The sequence below is a fragment of the Paenibacillus sp. FSL R5-0341 genome, from assembly GCF_037975235.1.
Lineage (GTDB): Bacteria > Bacillota > Bacilli > Paenibacillales > Paenibacillaceae > Paenibacillus > Paenibacillus amylolyticus_A.
In genome coordinates this window covers 713917-738850 of record NZ_CP150241.1, presented here as the reverse complement: position 1 = coordinate 738850, position 24934 = coordinate 713917, and the positions used below count along the sequence as shown (strand labels likewise).

Genomic DNA, 24934 nt, shown 5'->3' with positions numbered 1-24934 from the left:
GAGAGCTAGCATGACCAGAAAGACGAAGAGAACCATATGGATTTCTCTTGCCGCCTTCGTGTTAATTATCGGAGGAGCAGCGGCATATTATTTCGGTTCTATTCTCAATCAGTTGGACGGTTTGGCAAAAGACGGCGACGAATCACCATTCGCAGGTATCGAGAATGTGGAGAAAGTAAATACTCCTGACCCTCCAAAATGGGAAGGCACAGAAACGGTAAATATTCTCGTTATGGGTGTCGATGCGCGCGGATTGAAAAAAGGTGAAGTTCCCCGCTCCGACAGCATGATGGTTGTATCGCTCGACCCACTTACCAAAAAAATCAATCTGTTCTCCATTCTGCGCGACACTTACGTCAATATTGACGGATATGGCAAGGAACGGATCAACACTGCCATCACCCATGGTCCTAATGCAGCGATGCAAGCTGCCGGCGACCTGCTCGGCATTCCTGTACAGTATTATGTGTATACGGATTTCCAGGGATTCATCAAATTGGTGGATGCCGTTGGCGGTGTTGATTTTGATGTGGAGAAAGACATGCACTATACAAGTAAAGCAGACAATAACGAATACGATATTGATCTCAAAAAAGGGTATCAGCATCTGGATGGCGAAACAGCCCTCATGTACGTTCGTTTCCGCCATGATGCGATGTCGGATTTCGCTCGTTCCGAGCGTCAGCGTGAGTTGCTGAAAGCTGTGACGGCGAAAATGCAGTCAACAACAACCATTGCCAAGCTGCCTTCCATTCTGGAACAGGTTAATCCTTATGTGGATACGAATCTGACACTCTCCGATATGTGGAAACTGGGTGGCCTCGGTTACCAGAGCAGCATGAATGGCAGTGAGCAGATCCCGCCAATGAATCTGCTGAAAGAAGAACGTACAGCAGGCGGTGCGCAAGTATTGACGGTTACCAATGAAGAGAAATTGAAGCAGCATATTCAGGATATTATTCACCCGCCTGCTACAACGGATGATAGTACAACCAGCACCGAAGATAAAACAGCCAGTGGTGACGATCAAAAGTCAGAGCAACCGGCTCAGTAATGTAAACATGCAGAGGGCAGCCATTACGCTGCCCTCTCGTTGTGCCCGGCTATACTATTATGAGAAAATCATCATATCTTTCTGTAGCTTGTACCTTTATCATATTTTGCATTACGAAAGGAAGTTATCTTATGAATACATCACGTTCCCGTTCCGAACTTCTATACGCAGAAGCACTTGAACATATTGTAGGAGGTGTTAACAGCCCATCACGCTCGTTCAAAGCCGTTGGTGGCGGTGCACCTGTATTTATGAAAAAAGCCCAAGGCGCCCACTTCTGGGATGTCGATGACAACCGTTATATTGACTATCTGGCCGCTTACGGTCCAATTGTTACAGGACATGCCCACCCTCATATTACGCAGGCAATTACGGAAGCTGCAGCAAATGGTGTGCTGTACGGTACCCCAACAGAGCTTGAGATCAGGCTCGCCAAAATGCTGAAAGAAGCCATTCCTTCCATGGATAAAGTTCGTTTTGTAAACTCCGGTACGGAGGCGGTCATGACTACGATTCGCGTAGCCCGTGCCTACACCAAACGCAACAAGATCGTAAAATTCGCCGGATGTTACCACGGTCACTCGGATCTGGTGCTTGTAGCTGCAGGTTCAGGCCCGTCCACGCTCGGAATTCCTGACAGTGCGGGAGTTCCAGCCAGTATTGCACAAGAAGTCATTACTGTGCCCTACAATGATCTGGAAGCCCTGAAGGATGCTTTGGAGCACTGGGGTGACGATGTTGCCGCGGTCATGGTTGAACCGATCGTTGGGAATTTCGGAATGGTTATGCCGGAACCTGGCTTCCTGGAAGGCCTTTGTGCCATGACACGGGCCAACGGCTCACTGGTTATCTATGACGAGGTTATTACGGCTTTCCGTTTCCATTACGGTTCTACACAGACGTATGCCGGACTCGATAATCATGCGGAGATTGAACCCGATCTGACGGCTCTTGGTAAAATTATTGGTGGCGGCCTGCCAATCGGTGCTTACGGCGGACGCAAACATGTTATGGAGCAGGTTGCCCCACTCGGCCCTGCTTATCAGGCGGGAACGATGGCTGGTAACCCTGCATCCATCTCGGCTGGTATCGCATGTCTGGAGGTCCTGCAAGGCGAGGGTGTATACGAAGAGATGGAACGTCTTGCTATCGACCTGACGGCAGGTCTGCAAGCTTCTGCTGACCGTCATGGGATTGCACTGACAATCAACCGGATCCGCGGTGCGTTCTCCACCCATTTCTGTGACCATCCGGTTACGAATTATGATCATGCTCAAGACACGGATGGAGAGCTGTTTGCTTCCTTCTTCCGTCACATGCTGAACCGTGGCATTAACCTGGCTCCATCCAAATATGAGGCTTGGTTCCTGACCACGGCCCATACAGACGAGGATGTTCAGGCTACATTGGAAGCTGCAGAAGCTTCCTTCAAGGCGATGGCTCAGGAATAAATCGGATTATTTCCATCTACAATATAGCGTACAAGCTGTATGGTCGGTGGAAAACAATTCATGGAAAAGGCGTCCAACAAGTGATCAACTTGTGTGGACGCCTTTTGTTATATACGGACAACACTCCGATTCTTCACGTTATTTCTGCCTGATCTGAAGTTTCAAAATTTCCTCCCGGATCACCTGCATCCCTTCTTCGATTCTCTGCTTCGGCACATTGGAGATGTTCAATCGCAGCATTTGATCCTCATGCACCTGATATGTTCCCTCCGGATAATATCGTTCTGTCGTATCGACGATGACTCCACGAGTTTGGAGCCGGGAAACCAGAACACGAAGCGGCACATCACCTGCCAAAGGCAATACGGTATGCTCCCCTCCTGTATGAGGGGCGTCCTTAAACGGAGCAAAGTCTGGATACGTATCCAGTTGCTCATGCACCGTGTGCATCCGGGCAGCATAGCGGTTACGAATCACTTTTCTGTGATGAGCAAACATTCCACTGTGCACATAGATCTCCAGAGCAGCTTGAGACAGAACGGACGTGTCGATATCGAGCATTTTTTTGTAGGCACCAAACGATTCAATTAGAGGCGAAGGTAGAACAGCTACACCAATACGCAGACCTGGAAACAAAATTTTGGAGTAACTCTTCAGGTAGATGACCCGACCTTCAGTATCATAGGACCAGAGCGGGTCCTGTTTCGTATTGTCCTCCAAATCGGCCAGATAATCGTCCTCAACAAGATAGACATCGTACCGCTGTGCTAACCGGATCAGTTTCTTTTTCTCAGCAACCGTTAACGATGTGCCAATTGGATTGTGAAACCGCGGCATGACATAGAAAAACTTAATATCTCCCTCAGCAAACTGACGTTCAAGTGATGCCCAGTCTAATCCATCCAGGGCACGTCTCACACCGGCAATCGGCACATTCAATCCACTGAGTAGCGAGGGCATATTGTGATACGTCGGTAGTTCCAACAATACTTTTCTCTTTCCATTGGGAAAAGGCATCAATGCAAGTACAGCCAGCGCCTGCTGCACACCTGATGTGATAAAGAACTGCTCTGTTCTCGCAAACACCTGATAATCCGCAAACTGCTTCTGCAACAGCAGAATAAGCGATGGTAATCCCTGATCTGTACCGTACATGAATAGCTCTGCCTGCTTCTTTTCCATCGCCTGATCCACACAATGACGAAAGTCTGCATAAGGGAACACCCGCGGATCAGGAGCAGCCGAAGCGAAGTCCAGCGCTCCCTGCCAGTCCATATCCTGAGCACCTGTCCCGTTCTGTACAGCATAGTAGCCAGATTGAGGTATGGCGTACACCAAATGCCGCTGTTCCAGCCACTCATATGCTCGAATCGCTGTACTTACACTGCATTGATATTGTTCTGCTACAACTCGAACTGCTGGCAGTCGAATGCCCTTATCTGCCCACTGGCGACGATCCTGCTGCTGCATCTGTTCCTGAATCCATTGCTTTAATGCTTCGGCAATCACTTCGTATTTTCTCAATGCAATCATCCCTCTCCAACAACTGTACCGATACAGTTCAACCTTTTATCTATTGTAGCACGATGCACCCGGCAGTATATTGAATAAGGCCAGCACATGCCTCGAACCTGACATATTTCAGGATAATAAAAGATAAAACGCTATGACTACTGTATTGGAGGAGCATTCATGAACACAACACACACTCGGGGATACGCTTATATCGCAGCTATTCTATACGCGGCTATTATAGGTCTATCTTTTCTATTTGTTAAAATGACCGTCACTGTTGCACATCCGATTGATGTGCTTGCCCACCGATTCGCGCTGTCGTTGATCGTTGTCAGCATTCCTGTCATTTTTGGCTGGATCAAAATTCGACTTAGCCTTCGTGATCTGTGGCGAATTATTCCGCTGGGGCTACTATCTCCCGTATTATTTTTTGCCTTTCAAGCCTTTGGGCTCGTATCTTCCAACTCATCGGAAGCCGGTATTATTCAGGCTATGGCCCCTGTATTCACACTCGTTCTCGCTTCAGTTTTCCTGAAGGAACGCACATCTACGATGCAGAAGCTGTTCCTGCTTCTGTCTGTCGCTGGAGTAGTTTTTATTTTCATGATGCAAGGAAATGGCATGTCTGTGGGTAACCTGAAGGGCATTGCATTATTGCTGCTATCCACAGTCTGTTTTGCAGGTTATGGTGTGCTTGCGAGACCGTTAACCCAGAAGTATAAACCGATGGAATTAACATGGGTCACCCTAATGGTTGGCTGTATTGTGTTTAACGCCGCTTCACTGATCCGACATGCGTCCAGCGGTTCCATGATGGACTACATCAAACCACTTGGAGATGCATCCTATCTGGGTGCACTCGCTTATCTGGCGATCCTCTCCACCATGATCTCCACCCTGCTTGCGAGCTATGCCCTGACCCATCTGGAGGCTTCCCAAATGAGTGTATTCAGCAACCTGTCCACGCTCATCTCCATCGTAGGTGGGGCATGGATACTGCATGAACCTGTTAGTGGTTATCATTTTATCGGAGCATTACTGATCATCACCGGTGTGCTTGGCACCAATATGAGCGGTCGCAAACATAGGCTGGTCAGTGGAATCAAAGCGTGATACGCATTAGGTGAAAGAAATTCTTATTGAGGGGATACGACAGGACATGAAGCAGCCGTGGAAACGATGTTAGAGGTAAGAGAAGCCATGGGTATTCGTTATTTTGACTGACAGTATGAAGCGCTCCAATCCCGTTAACACTGCTGAGGACAGTCTACTGGGAAAAGGGGACCCTCAGCATGAAGCGAACACAGCCTTCTTTCTTACAAGCCATGATGTTGATCATGTTGTCCGTTGGCTTGATCAGCCATGTTCTGATTATTCCTGCCCTTTTGGCTGCGGCCAAAAGGGATTCTTGGATTTCCGTCCTGCTATCAGCCGGACCATTTCTGATATTTGCGCTAATGCTCGCTTATGTCTCTCGTTTTCTCCAGCATCAAACCCTGCATGAATGGCTAACATCCCGTCTCGGCAAGCCCATTGGCCTGTTCTTTCGAGTTGGGAACAGTCTGTTTTTTCTATGCGTCATCTATTTCACCCTGCACGATACGACCACTTGGGCCAAAACGAACTACCTGACAGAGACGCCAATATTGGTCACCAGCATTGCCTTGATGTCGCTCTGTGCCTACGCTGCGTATAAAGGTATTCGCTCGCTGGCATTTACGGCAGGATTGATCCTTCCACTGGTGGTACTGCTGGGCTTCTATGTGGCTATCGTGAATACCCAATACAAGGATTACAGTCGTCTGTTGCCCGTGCTTGAACATGGTTGGCACCCTGTTTTTAAAGGCATGGTTTACAGTCTTTCAGGCATGTTTGAACTGCTGTTCATCTGGTACATCCAGCCTCATCTCACCAAACGTATACGTGTATGGCAGTATCTATTGCTCGCACTCATTATTGTGGGACTGACTGTAGGCCCACTCATTGGGGCGATTGTGGAATTCGATCCTTTTGAGGCTGCCAAAATGCGATATCCCGCCTTTGAAGAATGGCGTATTGCCTCCTTGGGCAAATACATTGCCCAAACCGACTTCTTTTCTATCTACCAGTGGCTCGCAGGGTCGTTCACCCGAATCAGTCTGGCCATGTATATTGTAATTGAAATATGGAATATTAAGAATTCTACCAGAAGGCTCATCAGTTGTATCTCGTTAGGTGTCTTCTTTATTCTAACCATGTTGTTCCCTCTGGATGATATGACCTTTGAAAAGCTTCTGGTCGAATACATATTCCCGTTCAATCTCGTGTATCTGAGCGGACTTGCGATTATCGCAACGACAGTTGCCTTTATCCATTCACGCCATCAGAGGAGGAAACATCATGGAGCATCAAGCGATTGACACCACGTCCCATGAAACACTGCTTGCCTCTTTGAAAGAGCAGTTCAATCCATGTGCAGATGTAGTAATTCAGACTTTTCCTGTTAAAGACGAATCCGATCAGCCTGTGATACTGCTGTATTGCGACGGTCTTGTCGACGGTAAACAAATTAACCAATTTATTATTCCCCGTCTGGAACAGCATTCCCTGATCATTGAGGAATCCCATCCGAAAGAACTGGGATTAACATTAAATCCACTGGATGACCTCACAGATACAGATAAGCTCAATATGTTGATATTTAGCGGACAACTGCTGATCATTTTCGGCAATGGCGTTCAGTCCTGCAGTCTGGATATTGCTGATATCCCTGGACGCAGTCCAGAAGAATCAGCCATTGAGACATCAGTTAAAGGGCCACGCGACGGATTTACCGAAGAACTCACCACAAACATTGCCCTTATTCGCAAACGAATGAAAAGCTCTTCGATGTGTTATGAGAAATACGTCAAAGGCAGTCGTACCCAGACAGCCATTGGCCTTTTATATGTAAAAGATATTATCAATCCAGACATTCTGAAAGAAGCACGACATAATCTGGATCAGATTGAGATTGATGGCATTCTGGGTACCTCGATCATGGAAAGGGCTGTAATGGGAGGCGTTCGGAGTATCTTTCCGCTTACAGATAATACCGAGCGTCCTGATTTTGTTGTTGATTCCTTGTTAAATGGACGTTTTGCCGTTCTCATTGATGGTTCTCCTGTAGCGGTCATCGCCCCAACTACACTTTTCAATCAGTTGAAATCTCCTGAAGACGAAAGTACACCCTTTTTCATCGTTACCTTTGAACGAATCTTGCGCATATCCGGACTGCTGATTGCCTGTTTCTTCCCAGCCTTCTATATCGGCTTGACCAGTTTCAATGTGGAACAGATCCCGCTGCCTCTTTTGGCTACGATTGCTGGTACTCGGATGGGCCTGCCCATGCCAGTGACGCTGGAAGCATTTCTGATGATTTTTATGTTTGAGCTATTTAACGAAGCCGGTCGCAGGTTGCCCCGTGCATTAGGCCAGACCGTGAGTGTGGTAGGCGGACTTATCATTGGGGATGCGGCTATTCGTGCAGGGATTACATCTCCCACCATCATAGTCACGGTAGCGATCTCATCCATCTCCAGTTATATTCTCGTGAACACCGTGCTGAGCGGGGCTACTGCCCATATCCGGATCTGGATGCTTCTCATCTCATCCGTCCTTGGATTATTCGGATTTATGATTGGACTATTCGCCCTGTTGGTGCACCTCGTATCCTTGGAGTGTTATGGCGTATCCTATCTGGCTCCCGTATCTCCCTACATTCCCGGAGATTTCACTCAGGCCGTATCCATGCCGCCTTCCATGAAAAGAACCAAACGTCCAGCAGCACTTCATACCCAAGATTCCACTCGTCGGAGAAAAGGGCCATGATCAGATGTACATCCATGATTGGCCTACTTGTGGGGTGCTTGATTCTGCTAACGGGGTGCTGGGATTCCAAAGAAGTGCAAAGTATTAACTTCATCACGGCCATTGGAATAGATTACGTGGACAACCAGTACATTGCTTATGCCCAACTGATTGACTTCTCCAGTATTGCAAAACAGGAAACGCCAACTTCCCGGGAGACAAGGGATATCTGGACTGGACGTGGCGAAGGTACAACTCTGAGCATGGCTATTAACGACTTGTATGAAACGTCACAGCAGCAAACGCTCTGGACTCATGTCAAAGCTATTGTCTTATCCAAAAAAGCGCTAGATGGTCGACTGGAGGATATCTTTAATACACTTCTTCATTCAGGTCAACTAAGATATACACCCTGGATCTACGCTACAGAGCATAACATTCCGGATATACTCTCTCCCTCTGCATTGTTGAACCAATCCGCTCAAACCATTGAGTTATTTGAGCCCATGAGGCTATACAAACAGCATTCCGGTTACGAACCTATCCGGCTTCACCAGCTTCTCGATGGACTACGGGAGCCGGCTTCCGTCGTTCTTTTACCCTCGGTTTCAACGAGAAACGAGACCTGGTTCAACGGCGATAAAACTCCCCCCCTTGTTAGAATGGATGGGTTTTATGTCATTTCCAAAGGCACAAGTCAGGGTAGAGTTGCAGGAGCAGACGCAGATGGTACACGATACGTAAATTATGAGCGCGTACATCAGTACCCACTATACGTAGATGGGAATGGTGGGAAAACTCCTGACTTAACCCTGATGCTTCGTAATCCCAAGACGAGAATCACGGCGAGAAAACAAGGAGATGGCGTCACATTCGATCTGGTTACCTCGGTCAAAAGCTCCATCACCGAAGATCACGGGGCTCCTCGGTCTCCACATGCCATGGAACAGGAAGCGGAGAAACAAATCGAATCCCAAATCCGAGATACGTTCGAAAAAACCAAGTCACGCCAAATCGATTCATACGGTCTGGCGGAACACCTCTATCGCCACAATCTTCCATTATGGCAACAAGAGGTCTCCCAACGTGCTGACCCCCTGGAGCGTTTCAAGCTTGGCAAAGTAGAAGTTCATGTGGATATCCTTAATGCAAGCACGTATAAATACAGTAAGTGATTGTAATGAAAGAAGACCCGTACACCTGCAATAAATGCAAGGTTACGGGTCTTCTTTTTTGGCTTGAATTTTGAAACCAAGTCGCCATGTTATCCCAGTGGATACGCCATGACACTCATCAATGCCAATTCAGGCTGGGTCGTGTCCAAGCGACTGTACTGGATGATGACGGGGATGTTGCTCGAAACAGTGATCGCATAAGGTACGCCTGCCGGAATAGACTGCTCACCGGAGCGAAGCGATGCAGTACGAATATGCTTTGTTCTTCTCGCTGGCACTTCAGCTATAATATCTTCAAGTGGATCTCTGTCTTCAAAGTATATCGTGATTTGCAACTCCGCATCTGTTGCACCTGTGTTTAATACGCAGATGCTCTCATGACTCTCCAGTGTGCCGCTACTCTCCGGCGGGATGTAGCCATCCGGAATCACCCAATAGGTGTGACCTGCAGCTGTTGGAGCCGTCTTATGGGCTGAAGTATCTTGTTTGGTCGGGTCCAATGTCATTTGAGTATATCCTCCAATAATTAAATTAAAAACGTGGGGGCGGCTCGCGGTGCGGTCGCTTCGGTGGGCGGATCGGGCTACGGGCCGCTGTTGGCTCGGGATTTCTATTCATTCCCCCTCAGCAGGGGAAATCCCGCTCCAAAGGCGGACGCTTCGCTCCCTCTACCCGATTCCGCCCTCCTCCGCCGCAACGCTCGCCGGAATGATTTAAAACATTATTGCCGCCGCTACTCGCTGGGCAACTTTTGCTGGCTCGTTACTTCGTTTAACTCGCTTAATAATTAAAGACATGAACCTACCGCAGATACATCTGCAACGGTTGCAATTGCAACTCGCGGATGGCTTCTGCCACCTGCTGGGCAAGGCGGGAGGCGCCGCGCTCCTGAAAGTGTGTGTTATCCTCCACGCCTGACGGGAAGTTCACATATTCGCCTGGCAGCACCCACATAAAGTCTTCCTTACTGCCTTCCACGCCCGCCTGCTCGAACAGAAGACGGCTGCGCTCCGCCAGATCGATCAGCGGAACGTCTTCCTCTTCCGCCAGCTCACGCACGGCGATAATGTAATCGCCGTGCGTATCGGTCAAAGTACCGTCGTCCGCGAAATAACGCCGATGCACCGGGGTCACGAGCACTGGACGAGCTTTGGCTTCGCGGGCGGCATCGATATACTTTTTCAAATATTCCTTATATGTTGTGAATGGGTCGGTCCCACGTTCAGGGTCCGGCTTCTCATCGTTATGTCCAAATTGAATAAACAAAAAATCTTCCGGCTTGATTCGCTCCATAATGGCGCTGAGTCTGCCTTCATTGATGAAACTTCGGGAACTTCGGCCTGACTGTGCGTGATTATCCACTGCCACATCATGTTTGAACTGTGCAGGCAACAGCTGGCCCCAACCACAATACGGATATCCACTTTCTGGCTGATCCGTTACAGTTGAATCCCCTGCAAGGAATACAGTCATGGTCTGATTCGCAAGGGTAATCTCTAACGCATTAATTCTTGGTGCAGGACCGGAAAATGACAGACGAAGTCTGCCGCCACGAGCAACAACCGAGAATCGAACCTCTGCGCATTGTCCGGGAAGTGTGCGAATGGTTGGCAGTACAAGTCTACCCTCACCAGCTTTCACGCGGGTCACTGTCTCAGCCAATTCATCACCTGCAACGAGTAATACTTGGTAGGTTCCGTCGGGAACATCCACGATGAACGATGCTTTGAGCGGAATACAGAAGCCTGAACGCAATCGGGCAGACATGGTTGTCTGCCCCGGATTGTTATAATGTTGTTTCGTAGGATCCGACACATCGTCATCACGAATGCGTTGTTTCTCATACACCAGAGATCCTGCCTCAAATCCGTATCCTCCGCGTTCCTCATATGTGGTTGTTGCAGTCACATTCAGATAATCTCCTGTCTCTTCTTCTCTTCCCGAGTCCGGTCCAAAGTTAAACTTCCAGCTGGTCACGGACACTGCCTGGCCCTCAGCCGCTGCCTCCACGGCAACGGTTTGACTACCCTGAGCTTTATTCAAAAGCGACAACCTCCTTGTTTAACTTTCGTAAACGTTCATTCGGGCGAAGATACGAAGATACATTGAATCCTGCTTATCCTTTCAATCCGCTAGTGCTCATCCCTTGAACAATTTGTTTCTGGAAGATGAAGAACACCGCTACAACCGGAACCAGACTGACGATGGACATGGCGAACATCGCGCCCCAGTTGGAAGCAGATTCGCTATCCAGGAACATTTTCAACGCCATCGACACGGTGTATTTATCAGGCGAGTTCAGGTACAATACCGGACCGAGCAGATCCTCCCATCTCCAGTAGAAAGAGAAGATGGCTGCAGTCGCCAGAGAAGACTTGATCAGCGGCATAATAATCTGAATATACAGTCTGAACTTGTTACATCCGTCGATGGTTGCAGCCTCATCTAACTCCTTCGGAATCGTTCGAATGAACTGTACCATCAGGAAGATGAAGAACGGCATTCCGAAGAATGTAGGGACTACGATTGGCAGAATGGTATTTAACCAGCCCAGCTTCGTAAAGATAATGTATTGAGGAACCAATACCACGTCATGTGGCAACATCAGTGTTAACATCATCAAGGAGAACCAGAATGTACGTCCCTTGAAGTTGAGTCTAGCAAAACCGAAAGCGATCAGCGATGACGATATCACGGCACCGATGGTGGAAATAACTACGATAACAAGTGAATTGGTGATGTAATCCATAAACGGTCTTCCAGCCGTTCCTTTCCAACCATCCACATAGTTACTCCATATCCACTCGGTAGGGAACAGGGTATCCGCAGTGACGAAGATTGTACGGCTTTCCTTGAATGAACTAAAGAGCATCCAAAGTACGGGATACAACATCAGGAGGGCAAGCGCTGCAACGAACAGGTGATAAATGGGCCATTTTACATTTCTCCAAACCATCGTTACTTCCCTCCTTCAGATTCGTAGAACACCCAGTACTTGGATGTCAGGAACACGGCTACCGTGAGTATACCGATCATGATGAGCATGATCCAAGCCATGGCCGAAGCATAACCCATGTTGTTAAACATAAATGCCTGACGGAACAGATACAAAGAGTACAGCATGGTACCATCCATTGGACCGCCTTCTCCTTTGGAGATAATGTAGGCTGGTACGAATGTCATGAATGCACCAATCGTTTGCATAATCATATTGAATAGAACGATCGGGCTAAGGAGCGGCAAGGTAATGCTGAAAAATTTCCGAATAGGATTCGCACCATCTACACCTGCTGCCTCGTACATCTCAGTAGGGATATTTTTGAGACCAGCCAGGAAGATCAGCATGGACGAACCGAACTGCCACACAGACAGGGAGATAAGCATAACCAGGGACGCATTCGGGTCACCAAACCAGCTGATAGGCCCAATCCCAATTGCCGTTAGAGCACTGTTGATAACACCCTCATTACTAAAGAGGTTACGCCACATAATGGATACGGCTACACTACCACCGATAATGGATGGCAGGTAATACAGTGTCCGGTACGTTCCAATCATACGAGAGCCAGTGTTCAGGACCATCGCTACGAAGAGGGCAAAGATCAATCTTAACGGTACCCCAATGAATACATACAGAAACGTCACTCTGACCGAATTCCAGTATTTCGGGTCATCAAAAAACATTTTGGTGTAGTTATCGAGCCCAATCCACCGCGGAGAAGTGAACAAGTTATAACTCGTGAACGACATATATAAGGAAACAAACATGGGGATGAGCGTGAAACCCAGGAATCCAATAATAAACGGGCTGATGAACGCATATCCGGTTAAGTTTCTACGTAGCGATGAATACTGCCTCAATGGAACGAACCTCCTTCATGGATCAGCTTGCTGCCTCAATCCTTGCTTCGGGTTATCTGGACGGGGAAAGGCCCTCGCATTCGCGAGTAGCCCCTTTCCCGACCATCCCAGTGGTGGGACGAGCAAGCTATCATTCAACTGTTATTTATTGTTCGCAAGTACAGATTCAGCGTTCTTGCGGAATGTTTCTGCTGCCTGTTCGGGTGTAATTTTGCCGAAGTTCAACTCTTCAACCACATCTGCCAGAGAAGAGATTACTTCAGGTGAACCAACCGGTGGCGGAGGGCTCATTGGTGAAGCTTTAGGCTCCATGGCTGCCACGAATTCAAAGACCTGTTTCGTTGCATCACTCAGCTCAGGTGCGATGGCTTCTTTGATTGCTCCCGAGATTGGCACACCGCGCTCACCTTTGATCAGTTTGTTGGCTTCCACGTCATTCACCCAGAAATCGATGAATTTAGCCGCTTCTTCCTTCACTTTGGAGTTGGACGTTACACCCCAGTACATACTTGGTTGCATATAAAGTCCTTTTTCCATATCCGGTCCTGGCATTGGCGCGATATCGAGTGGACGGTTCGCTACCTGTTGCAAGGCTACGAACTGGTTGGACCATTGCCATACGCCAATTCCTTTTTCCTTCACCAGATCCGATTCCTCAATAATGCCTTTGGTTTGGTTAGCTACGTCCGGCGTAGGTGCTGCGCCCTGCTCAATCATGCGGCGCATAAGTCCGAAGAACTCCACAAACAATTGGTCATCATCATAGCCAAGCCCTGTTCCTTCAGCGTTATAAAGCGACAGTCCTTTGGTACGCAGGAAGTAGTGGAAGAAAATATCCGGAGCTACTCCTCCATCCAAATACAGGCCTTTATCTGCGGCTTGTTTACCCAATGCTTCGTACGACTCCCAAGTCATATTCTCAGGGATTGCATCCACACCTGCTGTTTTAAGCAACGCCGGATCATACTGGAAGCCCAGAACGTTAACACCGGCAGGTACACCGTATTGTTTACCGTTAATTACACCTGTGCTGATAACATTCTCGGACACATCGTCCACTTTGATCTGGTTGCCCAGATAAGGCGCTAGGTCCTCAAGCTGACCATTCTGTGCATATTGGCTGATGTAGGAAATATCCATCTGAACGATGTCAGGCAACTGATTTGCCGCTGCTTGTGGTGCGAGCTTTTTCCAATAGTCATCAAATGAAGCATATTCCACGTCGATTTTGACATTCGGATTTTTCGTTTTGTACAGGTCGATGACCTTCTGTGTATATTCATGCCTTGCATCGGAGCCCCACCAAGCGATCCGCAGGGTAACTGAGTCATCTCCAGATGCTCCTTCAGTTCCTCCACCTGAACTACAAGCCGCTGTAAAAACGAGCAATGCAGCCATCATCAGGAATATTGCCTTTTTCACCATGCCAATCTCCCCTTTTATGTTGATATGGTTGTGTGAACGAGTTATCCTCTCGTTTCTGATAACGCTTTCACAAACTTGTTAATGTCATTTTCGCAAATGTACGACCATAGTTGAATACACAAAACCGTCTTGTTGGTTCAAAAAACAGAGGAGGACAACAGTCCCCCTCTCGGCGCTGTTCGTCCTCCCCAGACATGAATCACATGATTGGTAGCCCATTGTTATATGCCGATCCTGCGGAATTCCGTAGGAGTCATCCCGGTCCACTTTTTGAACACCTGACTGAAATATTGTGAATTCCCGCCGAATCCGAACAATTCAGCAAGCTCAAATACTTTCACATCCCCGCCTCTGCGAATATGGTCACATGCGCGTTCAATGCGCAGGCGATTCACGTAGTTGGAAAAATTCTCGCCTGTGACTTTTTTGAAAATCTTGCCCAGATAATCTGGATTCATATAAAGCATCTGATGGGCGACTCCATTGAGGGAGAGATCTGCCTCTCCAAAATGACGATCCACGATATCCATCATCTTCTCCACGGCAGAAGACTGGCGACTGATATGGTTTTTGTAATAACCGGAAGTTAATCGGGATGCACTACTTGCAACAAAAGATTTCAAACCAGATAACGTATCGATATGAGGCAATTCTGCCATACGCTGGGTGAATTCCGTTGCCTCCTCAGGCGGACAGACATGAACCATCGCGGAGTAGAGCTGCACTACGTAAGAGCGAGTCACCTCGATTTCCAGCTGCTGGCGCGACAATAGATCAAACAAACGCTCCACCTCTAACGCTGTTTCCTCGGTATTGCCCGATTTGATCAACTGACACAGTTGCTCCGCATCCTGCTCTACATGCACCCCGTCGCATTCTCCGGCCAATACCAGATCATTCTTCGTGATCAGCTTGCCTTCACCGATAAAGAAGCGATGGTTCAGATACTGCAATGCCTCACGAAACAACCGCCGGGACTGGATCATTCGATCTGCTTCACTCAGCGCAGCGGTCACTTCCAATTTATATAGTCGGGTAAACGCAGCCCGAACTTCTTCAATGCTCTCCTTCAGTCCAGCCGGATCAGCAGAATCCGCGAGCAGAATCAAGAGTTTGCCTTCGATGGTTGTGCTTAACAGTACATGCGGGAGCAGGTCACTGGCAATGTTTTTGATCGCAAATAAGTGACTGTAATCATGTTCATCCACAATTCGGAACAGCAGCAACCGAACCGCGTTCTCTTCAAGCTCCAGATCGAATAGCTCCTGATAATACTCCAAATCCACTGGCCCATAGGTGCGGTTGGTCATGAACTCCAGCAAAAATTGCTCCTTCACATGCGGAAGTACCCGTTGCAGCCGCTGTTTCATCTCACCGGCAACATGCTCCTTCACCTGGGCATCCTGATGTTCCTGCAACAGTTCAGTCAGTGCATCATGGATCTGATTCTCGTTACAGGGCTTGAGCAAATAATGCTTCACACCATATTGCATCGCTCTGCGGGCATATTCGAACTCCTTATAGCCAGATAACATAATGAAACGTACTCCCGGATATGCTTCGGATGCCTTCTCTATGAGTCCGAGACCATCCAGACCCGGCATAGAAATATCCGTAATGATAATATCGGGTCTCGACTGTCCGATTTTGTCCAATGCTTCGATCCCGTTCCTCGCCGTTCCCACCAATTCCGTACCTGCCGCGGCCCAATCGACCACTTGGGAAATCCCCTCCAGAATGACACGTTCATCATCTACGAGCATCACTTTGTACATCGTCATCGTCCTCTCTAATCCAAGGTATGCTGATCGATACTACAGTTCCTGATCCGGGCTTGCTGCTCATCACCATTCCACCTTCATCACCGAAGGTCAGTCTGATTCGTTCCTGGATGTTAGATAACCCAATGCCCTGTCCTCTTGTCTGAATACGTCCTTCGTGTAGTTGTTCCAGGAATTCCGGTGTCATCCCCGGACCATCGTCCTCGACTTCAATGATCACCTTATCTCCCTCTGCTCTCGCCCGGATCCGAATCCGGCAAGGGTCAATGCTTGGCTCGAGTGCATAGTGAATGGCGTTCTCCACCAACGGCTGTAATGTTAGCTTCGGAATTCGGGCCGTCCCTACCTCTGGGGCAATCTCCATATCAAAATCCAGTCTTTCCTCAAAACGAGTGCGCTGAATCGTCACGTAACTGCGGACAATATCCAATTCTCTTTCCAGCGTGATCCACTTCTCGGACATGTTCACAGAACTACGCAGCAGAAAACCGAGTGCCTCAACCATTTCCGAGATCTGACGTTGTTTCTGTACTTTGGCCAGCCAGTTGATGGATTCAAGCGTGTTGTATAGAAAATGTGGATTAATCTGCGCCTGAAGCGCTTTCAACTCAGTCTCACGAATCACCAGTTGCTTCGCATAATTCTCATCAATCAATTCACGTATTCGTTGAAGCATCATCTTAAATGTACGATGCAGCAGTCCGACCTCATTCTGTGGAGATATCGGAACATTGCCGAGGGCTGCCTCCTCCAGTTTATCCAGATCGCCTTTTTCGATATTACGCATTTTCTTGATCAACTGGGCAATCGGGTGTGTAATACTGCGAGAGAATCTTGCTCCAATGATAAGCGCTGCGAGAAAAATCATGATAAAGATAACCGTGACCAACTGTTTGACAAACTGGATCTGTTTAAACATCTGGTCAAACGGGGTTGTGTACAAATAGGTCCAATCCGTATAGGAAGAATGGGCACGGGCAACAAAGTGTCTTCCCTGCTCCAACATGGCAATTCCGTAAGGCTGAGTGCGCTTTAATTCAGACTCAAGCTCGGCTTCACTGACCGACGATTCTGTTGGATAGATCACTTCTTTTCCATCCGTAATGAGTAGTTGAGAGTCCTCAGCCGGTTCTTGCATCTGATCCTGTACAATTCGGTCCAAACGCACGCGGATGATCAATGTACCGAGGTCTTCCAATGTGAATGCTCCGCCAACAAAGGATTTCACCTGTCGGACGGACAAAAGTCTGGACTGTTTATCCCCGCTGGTGTGCCAGGCATTGGAGCCGGAATATTGCTGCCCCAGTGCAACCAGTTCCTTTTGCTTTGACTCCGAAATTCCCTCCCGATTGCCTGCGGCCATAACATTATTATCATTATCGATAAATAGCATGGAATAGACGTATTTTTCGGAACCCGCGTAAGCGACTAATCTGTTGGTAATCTTTTTGCGCAATCCATTTTTCTCGTAACCCGTTTCGACCTTTTTCAGTTGAAGCAAATATTGCTGGAGCGGCTCGTCCGACATCACCTTGAAGGAGAGATTGGAAATCTCACGCAGTTGATTCTCAATGCCTACCGAAGACATATTGAGGACTTGCGAGGATTTCTCATAGATTTGCCGATCATAGATACTGAACACATATCGGAGTACGGATGCATAAAACGTAAAGCTGATTAACATCAAAAGTCCGATGAGAAGAATCGTTTTGTGATGAATTGGCAGTGTTGTGAAAGCGTTCTTAATTTTACTCATCCTAAGCGCTCCTTTGGCTTGCGAAGGGTGCTGTCGTGCTATGGGTTAGTTATTTTATTGTCAGTTATTTTCATATTTACACATCCATGGTCATCTGACAAGATATATTTATGCAACATTTTAGGTCACTAGAGAAGGTATACACCTATGTAAGGAACTCTCATAGAACGTAAAACAGCCAGAACGCCTTGAACGGATCAAGGAATTCTGGCTATTAAATAACATGCTATGTTAGAACACGAAATGCATATTACGGATTAACAAACACGGTTTTCAGCTTCGCTACATATTGCACGTCAAAGCCAAGGCCTTCAGCTACCATGGCAAGGGGTACATATGTTTTGGACTCTTTGCCTACCTTGTTCAGGAATGCAGGTGTATCCACGGTAACGGATGCTCCGTTGACCTGCACAGCATTGGCACCAATTTTCACGGCAACCTTCCGGTCTCCGTATGTAATAGTTGCAGTTGAAGTCTTGTTATCCCAAACCGTAGTAGCACCGACAGCGTTCACGATGTCTTGGATTGCCACAAAGTTTTTGCCGTTACGGATAATCGGTTTGTACGGTGTATTCAATGTTTTGCCACTCACAATAATGTTCATCGGCTCACCTGTCGCAGGTGCAGTCAGCTTGGTGTAGTCGCCCCAGATCGTTTTGGCAAATACTTCGGCAATGGCTGCATATCCGAATTGATTCGGGTGGAAATCACGATTTTTGATCATATGTGTCATGGTGCCTTCGCCGCCAACAAATTCTCTAGCCACGTGTGCCACTTTGACATCGGTACCCTGAGCAGTGAATTGTGCTGCGATACCATCAATGGTTTGTGTGAAGCCTTGGGATGCCTCCATGAGTTTAGCGTACAATGCCTTGCCTGCTACTTCTGGCATCGGTTGATACTGATCAGCAATGACAATTTTAGCTGTCGGGTTAATCTCATGGATATCATTAATCGTTGCACTAACATTGGCTGTATATGTGGCGAGCAATTCTTTTACTTTCTCTTGTAGTTCCTGATCACTCAGTTTGTCTGCTGTACCGAGCAACTCCGATACATCATTTCCCCCGATGGTAATTGCAATCAAGTTCGCCTGTGCTATACTCTCGCGAATAGCAGCTGTATTGGCTCCAATCTGTCCCGCTCTTGGATCGGGAAGACTTGGTTGAATGGCTTCAGAAGTCAGCGTTTTGCCATCCTTAATTGCAGTAGTGAAGTTTTTCAAGCCACTGGTTTTTAATCCTGCAATCCCGTAGTTGTCCACCTTTGTACGTCCATGAAGCAAACCCTGCTCTTGCAGACGTTCTACATAACCATAAGGCAGCTCTTTTGTGTTGGGCTCATAACCTACGGTTATGGAGTCTCCCAAGGTAACGATTCGGAACTCCTTCGTTACGGCTACTGCATCTTTCTTGGCAGTCAGTGATGCCTCGTTTGTACCCGCCGGCAATACGCCTGTTTTGGCGTCTGCAGCATGTGCAGGCAATGCAGACGATGTGAAGAGCAGCATCCCTGCCAGCATGCTGGCTGTTAAACCTGCAGCTGTATTTTCCCATATACGTTTACGCTTCATTCGGGGTAACACTCCTTTTCGTGAATCTATAATAATTTACACTAATATACGTGTTCAAAAAGGTCGGTTTTCAGTACCGAGAAGATGGGATGAAGCTAGAAATGGAGTAGCGGAGCGTAGGAAAACTACGTGAGCAACCAAAATGTTTCCTTTGGAAACATACTTCGTAAGCCTCCCGCTTATTTCGGCTGAATTCCATATTCGATGCTGATGATGCCTCATAGGCATCCTTGGTAATCAAAAGCGGACTTTTTGAACTACCTCCCTAATATATAGTACATCGGTCATTCCAATGATATCAGTTCGTGTTACTCTATTCTATCATTTTAAAGTAGTCGTTGTCCTCTCTGCTGAGAACACACATGAAATAACAGACTCCCTGATGGGGAGCCTGTTATTGACTAAGTTCAGATATGACGTTCAGTGATTAATTAAGATTGCGGCTTATTCGAGTCTTCCGAATTCGATTGATCCGTGTCGCTCGCCGGTTTGTTCCCGGTAGCTCGCTCCAGATACCGATCATAACGATCGTCCACTTCGCGTGCCATCTTCCGGTACTTTAACGTTTCCTCGACGATTGGATCACGTTCCGTCTGAATCCGCACTTCATATTTGGGAGGAATCAGCTGGCGTTCCCGCTGATCGGTGTCGCCGGACTCTTCCATGTCCCCTTCCGTCAGCATATCACTGAGCCGTCGTTCCAGTTCTTTGGATTCATCCATTGTTTTCGCTCCTTATAATCAATTTCACTCTAACCCAGTAGCCTTTGCTTCCTTCAACACACCTGTTAATGCATCATGGATTTTACCATTGCTGGCAACGACATGATTCACAGACAGTTGATAAGGCGTTCCGATAGTATCTGTCACCTTGCCGCCGGATTCTTCAACCAGTAGCGCACCTGCGGCTATATCCCACGGTTTCAGGCCAACCTCGGTGTAGGCGCTTAGACGTCCTGCGGCAACATACGCCAGATGAAGGGCGGCAGATCCGCCTGCACGCAAGTTACGAACTTGCGGAGCAAGCGCCTGTACAGCGGCCATATTCAGTGGCAACGCAAAGGTTGTGTCTGCCGGAAAACCAACCGCAATCAGGCTCTGAGCCAGTTTTTGTTCACCAGATACAAGCATCCGGTTTCCGTGAACATATGCTCCTTTCCCCTTTTCCGCAACAAACATTTCATCACGGGAAGGGTCGTAGATCACGCCGACAATGACTTCACCATTGTGAGCCAATGCAATGGACACCGAATAAAACGGGAATCCGTGTACAAAGTTCGTCGTTCCATCCACAGGATCAACAATCCACAGGAACTCTTCTTCCTCGGCCTCTTTCAGTGCTTTTGCCGAAGCTTCCGGTCCCGGTTCGACGCCTTCTTCACCCAGAATGGCATGGTGGGGAAAATGCGTGAGAATCAGGCGGCGGATCATCTGCTCCGCTCCTTTATCCACTTCGGTCACCAGATCTTGGGGTGAATATTTGGTGCCAAGTTCAGCTACCGTCCCAAGACGGCTTTTGATCCATTCGCCAGCTTTGGAAGCTGCATTAATGGCAACGGCAGTATAGCTTTTGCTTGTCACGACATAAGGTGTCTTTTCCTTCTCATTCAAAGCGTTCACTCTACTTTCTATATCAATCTACGAAAAGTTGAAATACTTGTTAAAAGTATACGCCCCACAGGTCGTAAAGTTTCTCGTTGCCCAGGCCCCTTTTGGCACTACGGATGAATGATGACGGTAGACTCGTCCACCCACTCCACACCCTCTTCGTGATAGAATGCCAGCTTCTGCATCAGTTGCACAAGAGCCTCATCCTTGCGTTTCGCCTCAATCATCACGTCAAGCCTCGGGGTATCTGCCGCGATATGACGCAAGAAGTCGAGCACAGGCTCTACCTCCACACCATCGGCATGACCTCGCAGATCCTTCTCACTCTTTGGACTGGAGACATGGATTTTGGGTGGCAATGGCTGATCAGCCGGTGAATCTGCCTGGGCAAGCGGTGACTGCCAGGTCTTTAGAATATCAGGCCACAGATCCCATGCCTGTTCTCCTTCGTTGTTCACCCAATGGTGATGGATATCCAGTACCATGGGCAATCCCAAGCGCTGGCACACGGCAAGTGTCTCAGGCGCATTGAACGTTTTGTCATCATTTTCGAGTGTGAGCCGCTCCTGAATGTCCCGATCGAGCTTCAAAAAGTTTTCTTCAAAACGAAGCGCCGCCGAAGGCTTGTCCCCGTATGCACCACCAATATGTATATTGTTCTTGGCAGTGGCATTCAGCCCCATGGCATCCAGCATCCGAACATGATGACGAAGGTCGCGAATCGAGTTGTGCAGAACTTGCTCGCGGGGGGTACTAAGTACGGTAAAATGATCCGGATGAAAGGACACACGCATATGATTTTCCTTCACAAAATCACCAATGGCCGCAAAGTCCTGCTTCAGTGCCGGGAACGGGTCCCAGTCATTCAGGTCCTCGTGTGTTGCCAGTGGAATCAATTTGGAAGAGAAGCGATATACATGAATATGGCTACCCTTGTTGTGCCTGAGCAAACGTAATGTATTGTGCAGGTTCTCGGCTGCAATCCGTTCGAGCTTGCGGATCGCTGCTTCCCTGTCATCGATTTTGTTAAAACTCGACATGGTCATGGTCCGGGAAGGCGAGGCGTTCTCTATAAGCACGGACATTGCCACGTAACCAAAGCGTACGAGCATGAATCTCTTCCTCTCTATTAGGGCGGAGAACCCGCACGGCATATTCAGCCGTCAGGATGTACCGTCACTGTATATAACCAAGTTTTACCCTAAAAGAGTGACCATAATCGTATTCTGGCAAATCAGTCCTTCCGACCCGCACTTACAGTCAACAACTACTCCTGTGCTTGCTCCCCAAAGAACATCTCATCCGCAAGGGCAGTCTGAATGCGTGATTCTTCCTCAGTCAATTTGCGGATGAGTTGCATCTCCACCTCAGTTACCTCTTGCCCCTGGAAGTTGATCTCTGCAATGGAAACCACGATCTTGACGATGGCTACAGCCACGTTATCCGGTGTGTATGCAATCACTTTCTGGCCGGTAGGAAATACCCGGAAGCCCTGTTTGACCATTTTGCCGCGTCCGTATTCAAGCAATTCGAACAGCTCCTGCTCATTCTTGAACTTGCATACGGAATTGAATTCAGTCTGAAATCCCATGCATACCCCTCCTGATCTTGTCGTCTCAGGCTACGCCTGTACGCCGTTCTCGTAATTCAGTGCCTGCTTGCGGTTGTAACGCTCCAGTGCCAGCTCAATCATGCGATCCAGTAGCTCAGCATAAGATACACCTGTCTCACGCCACAAGAGTGGATACATGCTGTACGGTGTGAAACCAGGCATCGTGTTGACTTCATTAATAAGTAATGCGCCGTCTGTTTTCCGAATGAAGAAGTCCGCACGGGAAATACCGTTACCTTCAATTGCACGGAACGCCTGTAATGCTGCTTCGCGAATGCGATCTGCGGCCTCAGGGTCCAGTGGAGCCGGAATCAGCATCTGGGATTGACCATCAATATACTTGGCTGCATAGTCGTAATACTCACCGGAAGATACGATCTCGCCTGGAACGGAAGCCATAGGCTCGTCATTGCCAAGGACGCTGACCTCAACCTCGCGTGCTTCAACAAACTCTTCAATGACAACCTTCGTATCATACCGAAGTGCAAACTCGACAGCTGTTTTCAACTCATCACGGTTACGAGCTTTGGAGATACCTACGCTGGAGCCCAGATTTGCCGGTTTGATAAAACAAGGATACCCTAGCTGATCTTCGACCTGTACGATCATCTCGTGCTCTGTCTGCATCCATTGTGTCGCGTTAAAATACGTAAAGGCACATTGGTCAATGCCAGCCTGTGCGAACAGCTTCTTCATGACCACTTTGTCCATGCCACCAGCTGAAGCGAGTACACCTGCACCTACATATGGCATATCCGCCATCTCGAACATGCCCTGAATGGTACCATCTTCACCAAATGTACCATGCAGCAGAGGGAACATAACGTCCAGCGCTTCCGCTCCGCCATACAAACGGCCAAACAGTGCGTTTAGCGCATCCTGAGTTCCACCTGCCGATTGCTCCAGCTTCAAATCTTCAATCTGTGCGAACGGCGCATGCATGACAGGTCCTTTTTTCCACGTCCCCTGCTTGGAGATATAAAAAGGAACCAGTTCATACTTCTCATAATCAAATGCGTTCGTTACAGCAAACGCCGTCTGCAGCGACACCTCGTGCTCGCCCGATTTTCCGCCGTACACGACGCCTACTTTTAATTTATCCATACTCATGCGTAACCTCCGATTATCTGTGCCTGATGCTGTCATCCTTGCATGCTCAGCACCCTTGTTATTCTGCTTGCGTTACATGGTCTTATTTTACACGGAACTGGATGTCTGCGTCACCGCATCCCGAAAATCTTTCGTCATTAAAACTCGTCTGCAATATGAAAAAGCCGGTATACCGTCCGCTCCGTCCAAGCGTAAGAATCCCGGTAATCCCAATATCGGTGACGGCTGCTAACCGTATGTGCGTTAACCAGCGGCATACCACCCGCATCAAACGCGGTTACAACGGTGCTATGCTGAAATCGCCCATCTCCATCCCAATCATAGAGAATAACATCTCCCAGCATCAGCTGCTCAGGACGATCCACAACTGTTGCAGTCAGACCCCAGCTGCTGCCTGATAAATAACGCTCCAGACTATTGGAGACTGCCCAGCTGTAACTCCACATTTCGGAGCCGTTTACATACCCTTTATACCACCAACCAGCTTCTCTTCTACCAGTATAGTGGATGGGTGCGCCCCCTGCAAAGAGACATTGGGACACGTAATTGGTGCAATCCACATCAAATTCCTCAAATGCCGGATTCCCCGCATTCCACCATCGATCCGCATAGGCAACCGCCAGATCCCTGCGATATGCCTGCTGACGTGAGCTTCTGCCTTGACCCAAAACTTCCCGATTCAGCAGCGGCCGGTTCATCGCCTGTACAAAATCGGCCTGTTGAAACGGACGTCCTTCCCCAGCGGGGCGACGCTCCGGCACTTCCCGCTCGACCCGTCCAATGATCCATCCACCACTCTGCCGCAGAAAGGTTAACCGCTCTCGCTCAATCCGGTCCTCCCGGTGTGTGATCCCGCTCTTCTCGTAGAACAGTCTGCTGTACAATTGTACATCCACCACCGCTTCTTCCTGTCCATCCATTAGCGTGCGCACAAGCTTGGCGCTGGTCTCACTGCGAAGAGGCACGGCGCGCCGCTTACGGTACCATTCGTCCAGCCTTGCCATACGCTCTCCCCGTTCCACCACGAAGTCAGGATCAGTAACGATCCGTTCGCTGGTCTGTGGACGGTAGTCGATCTCACAGCGATTGTACTGGTTCACGTAAGTATATAAGGCACTCTTCCATTCCCGTTCCAAGCCTATGTCCCCCTTTGGCATGAGTTCTGTCTGGAATATTTCATTGCATA

At 48.3% G+C, this 24934-nt stretch carries 21 protein-coding genes; 6 read left to right on the top strand and 15 right to left on the bottom strand.

What is annotated here, in order from left to right; genetic code table 11:
* Positions 1 to 10 precede the first annotated feature (10 nt).
* Positions 11 to 1054 (top strand): LCP family protein, encoded by a 1044-nt coding sequence (locus MKX75_RS03475; RefSeq protein ID WP_091018703.1) that lies wholly within the window; start codon positions 11 to 13, stop codon positions 1052 to 1054.
* Positions 1055 to 1185: 131 nt separating this feature from the next.
* Positions 1186 to 2505 carry a glutamate-1-semialdehyde 2,1-aminomutase gene (locus tag MKX75_RS03470; protein WP_339168435.1) on the top strand — a complete coding sequence of 440 codons (1320 nt, stop codon included), beginning with the start codon at positions 1186 to 1188 and terminating at the stop codon, positions 2503 to 2505.
* A 138-nt stretch (positions 2506 to 2643) separates the two neighbouring features.
* On the opposite strand, the gene MKX75_RS03465 is transcribed toward MKX75_RS03470, so the two are convergent.
* Positions 2644 to 4038: a PLP-dependent aminotransferase family protein gene (locus MKX75_RS03465; protein WP_339168434.1), complete on the bottom strand. Its 1395-nt coding sequence runs from the start codon at positions 4036 to 4038 to the stop codon at positions 2644 to 2646.
* 159 nt (positions 4039 to 4197) lie between these two features.
* On the opposite strand from MKX75_RS03465, the gene MKX75_RS03460 reads away from it, so the two are divergent.
* The 4 genes from MKX75_RS03460 to MKX75_RS03445 all read left to right on the top strand — a co-directional run bounded on the left by MKX75_RS03460 (position 4198) and on the right by MKX75_RS03445 (position 9023).
* The gene (locus tag MKX75_RS03460) at positions 4198 to 5133 is read left to right on the top strand and encodes a DMT family transporter (protein ID WP_339168432.1); all 936 of its coding nucleotides are present in this window, start codon (positions 4198 to 4200) and stop codon (positions 5131 to 5133) included.
* 179 nt (positions 5134 to 5312) lie between these two features.
* Positions 5313 to 6419, top strand: a complete 1107-nt coding sequence (locus MKX75_RS03455; protein WP_339168431.1) for an endospore germination permease — start codon at positions 5313 to 5315, stop codon at positions 6417 to 6419.
* Positions 6400 to 7869, top strand: coding sequence for a spore germination protein (locus MKX75_RS03450; protein WP_076333840.1), 1470 nt, complete (start codon positions 6400 to 6402; stop codon positions 7867 to 7869). The genes MKX75_RS03455 and MKX75_RS03450 overlap by 20 nt, the downstream gene beginning before the upstream one ends.
* Positions 7866 to 9023, top strand: coding sequence for a Ger(x)C family spore germination protein (locus MKX75_RS03445; protein WP_339168430.1), 1158 nt, complete (start codon positions 7866 to 7868; stop codon positions 9021 to 9023). Before MKX75_RS03450 ends, MKX75_RS03445 begins: the two co-directional genes overlap by 4 nt.
* 89 nt (positions 9024 to 9112) lie before the next feature.
* Here the strand turns inward: MKX75_RS03445 and MKX75_RS03440 are convergent, their stop codons facing one another.
* From MKX75_RS03440 to MKX75_RS03375, 14 genes are all read right to left on the bottom strand, one after another.
* Positions 9113 to 9529 (bottom strand): sensory rhodopsin transducer, encoded by a 417-nt coding sequence (locus MKX75_RS03440; RefSeq protein ID WP_339168429.1) that lies wholly within the window; start codon positions 9527 to 9529, stop codon positions 9113 to 9115.
* 295 nt (positions 9530 to 9824) lie between these two features.
* Positions 9825 to 10937, bottom strand: coding sequence for a rhamnogalacturonan acetylesterase (locus MKX75_RS03435; protein WP_339170323.1), 1113 nt, complete (start codon positions 10935 to 10937; stop codon positions 9825 to 9827).
* A gap of 202 nt (positions 10938 to 11139) precedes the next feature.
* Positions 11140 to 11979, bottom strand: coding sequence for a carbohydrate ABC transporter permease (locus MKX75_RS03430; protein WP_076333843.1), 840 nt, complete (start codon positions 11977 to 11979; stop codon positions 11140 to 11142).
* Positions 11980 to 11981: 2 nt separating this feature from the next.
* Positions 11982 to 12884 (bottom strand): sugar ABC transporter permease, encoded by a 903-nt coding sequence (locus tag MKX75_RS03425; protein WP_062837603.1) that lies wholly within the window; start codon positions 12882 to 12884, stop codon positions 11982 to 11984.
* Positions 12885 to 13025: 141 nt separating this feature from the next.
* Positions 13026 to 14309: a sugar ABC transporter substrate-binding protein gene (locus MKX75_RS03420; RefSeq protein WP_339168428.1), complete on the bottom strand. Its 1284-nt coding sequence runs from the start codon at positions 14307 to 14309 to the stop codon at positions 13026 to 13028.
* Positions 14310 to 14530: 221 nt separating this feature from the next.
* Complete coding sequence (locus MKX75_RS03415) at positions 14531 to 16084, bottom strand: response regulator (RefSeq protein ID WP_076333845.1); 1554 nt, start codon at positions 16082 to 16084, stop codon at positions 14531 to 14533.
* The gene (locus MKX75_RS03410; protein WP_062837606.1) at positions 16059 to 17846 is read right to left on the bottom strand and encodes a histidine kinase; all 1788 of its coding nucleotides are present in this window, start codon (positions 17844 to 17846) and stop codon (positions 16059 to 16061) included. The genes MKX75_RS03415 and MKX75_RS03410 overlap by 26 nt, the downstream gene beginning before the upstream one ends.
* Positions 17847 to 18096: 250 nt before the next feature.
* Positions 18097 to 19419, bottom strand: a complete 1323-nt coding sequence (locus tag MKX75_RS03405; protein WP_339168427.1) for a stalk domain-containing protein — start codon at positions 19417 to 19419, stop codon at positions 18097 to 18099.
* A 431-nt stretch (positions 19420 to 19850) separates the two neighbouring features.
* A complete protein-coding gene (locus MKX75_RS03400) occupies positions 19851 to 20141 on the bottom strand; it encodes a hypothetical protein (protein WP_076333847.1) in 291 nt (96 codons plus the stop codon).
* Between the two features lie 24 nt (positions 20142 to 20165).
* Positions 20166 to 21038, bottom strand: coding sequence for an inositol monophosphatase family protein (locus tag MKX75_RS03395; protein ID WP_339168426.1), 873 nt, complete (start codon positions 21036 to 21038; stop codon positions 20166 to 20168).
* 98 nt (positions 21039 to 21136) lie between these two features.
* The gene (gene uvsE, locus MKX75_RS03390) at positions 21137 to 22138 is read right to left on the bottom strand and encodes a UV DNA damage repair endonuclease UvsE (protein WP_074093415.1); all 1002 of its coding nucleotides are present in this window, start codon (positions 22136 to 22138) and stop codon (positions 21137 to 21139) included.
* Between the two features lie 155 nt (positions 22139 to 22293).
* Positions 22294 to 22617, bottom strand: a complete 324-nt coding sequence (locus MKX75_RS03385; protein WP_036614107.1) for a hypothetical protein — start codon at positions 22615 to 22617, stop codon at positions 22294 to 22296.
* Between the two features lie 30 nt (positions 22618 to 22647).
* Positions 22648 to 23748, bottom strand: a complete 1101-nt coding sequence (locus MKX75_RS03380; protein WP_076333850.1) for a D-alanine--D-alanine ligase — start codon at positions 23746 to 23748, stop codon at positions 22648 to 22650.
* 137 nt (positions 23749 to 23885) lie between these two features.
* Positions 23886 to 24890, bottom strand: a complete 1005-nt coding sequence (locus MKX75_RS03375) for an amidase domain-containing protein (RefSeq protein WP_062837669.1) — start codon at positions 24888 to 24890, stop codon at positions 23886 to 23888.
* Between the last annotated feature and the right edge of the window lie 44 nt (positions 24891 to 24934).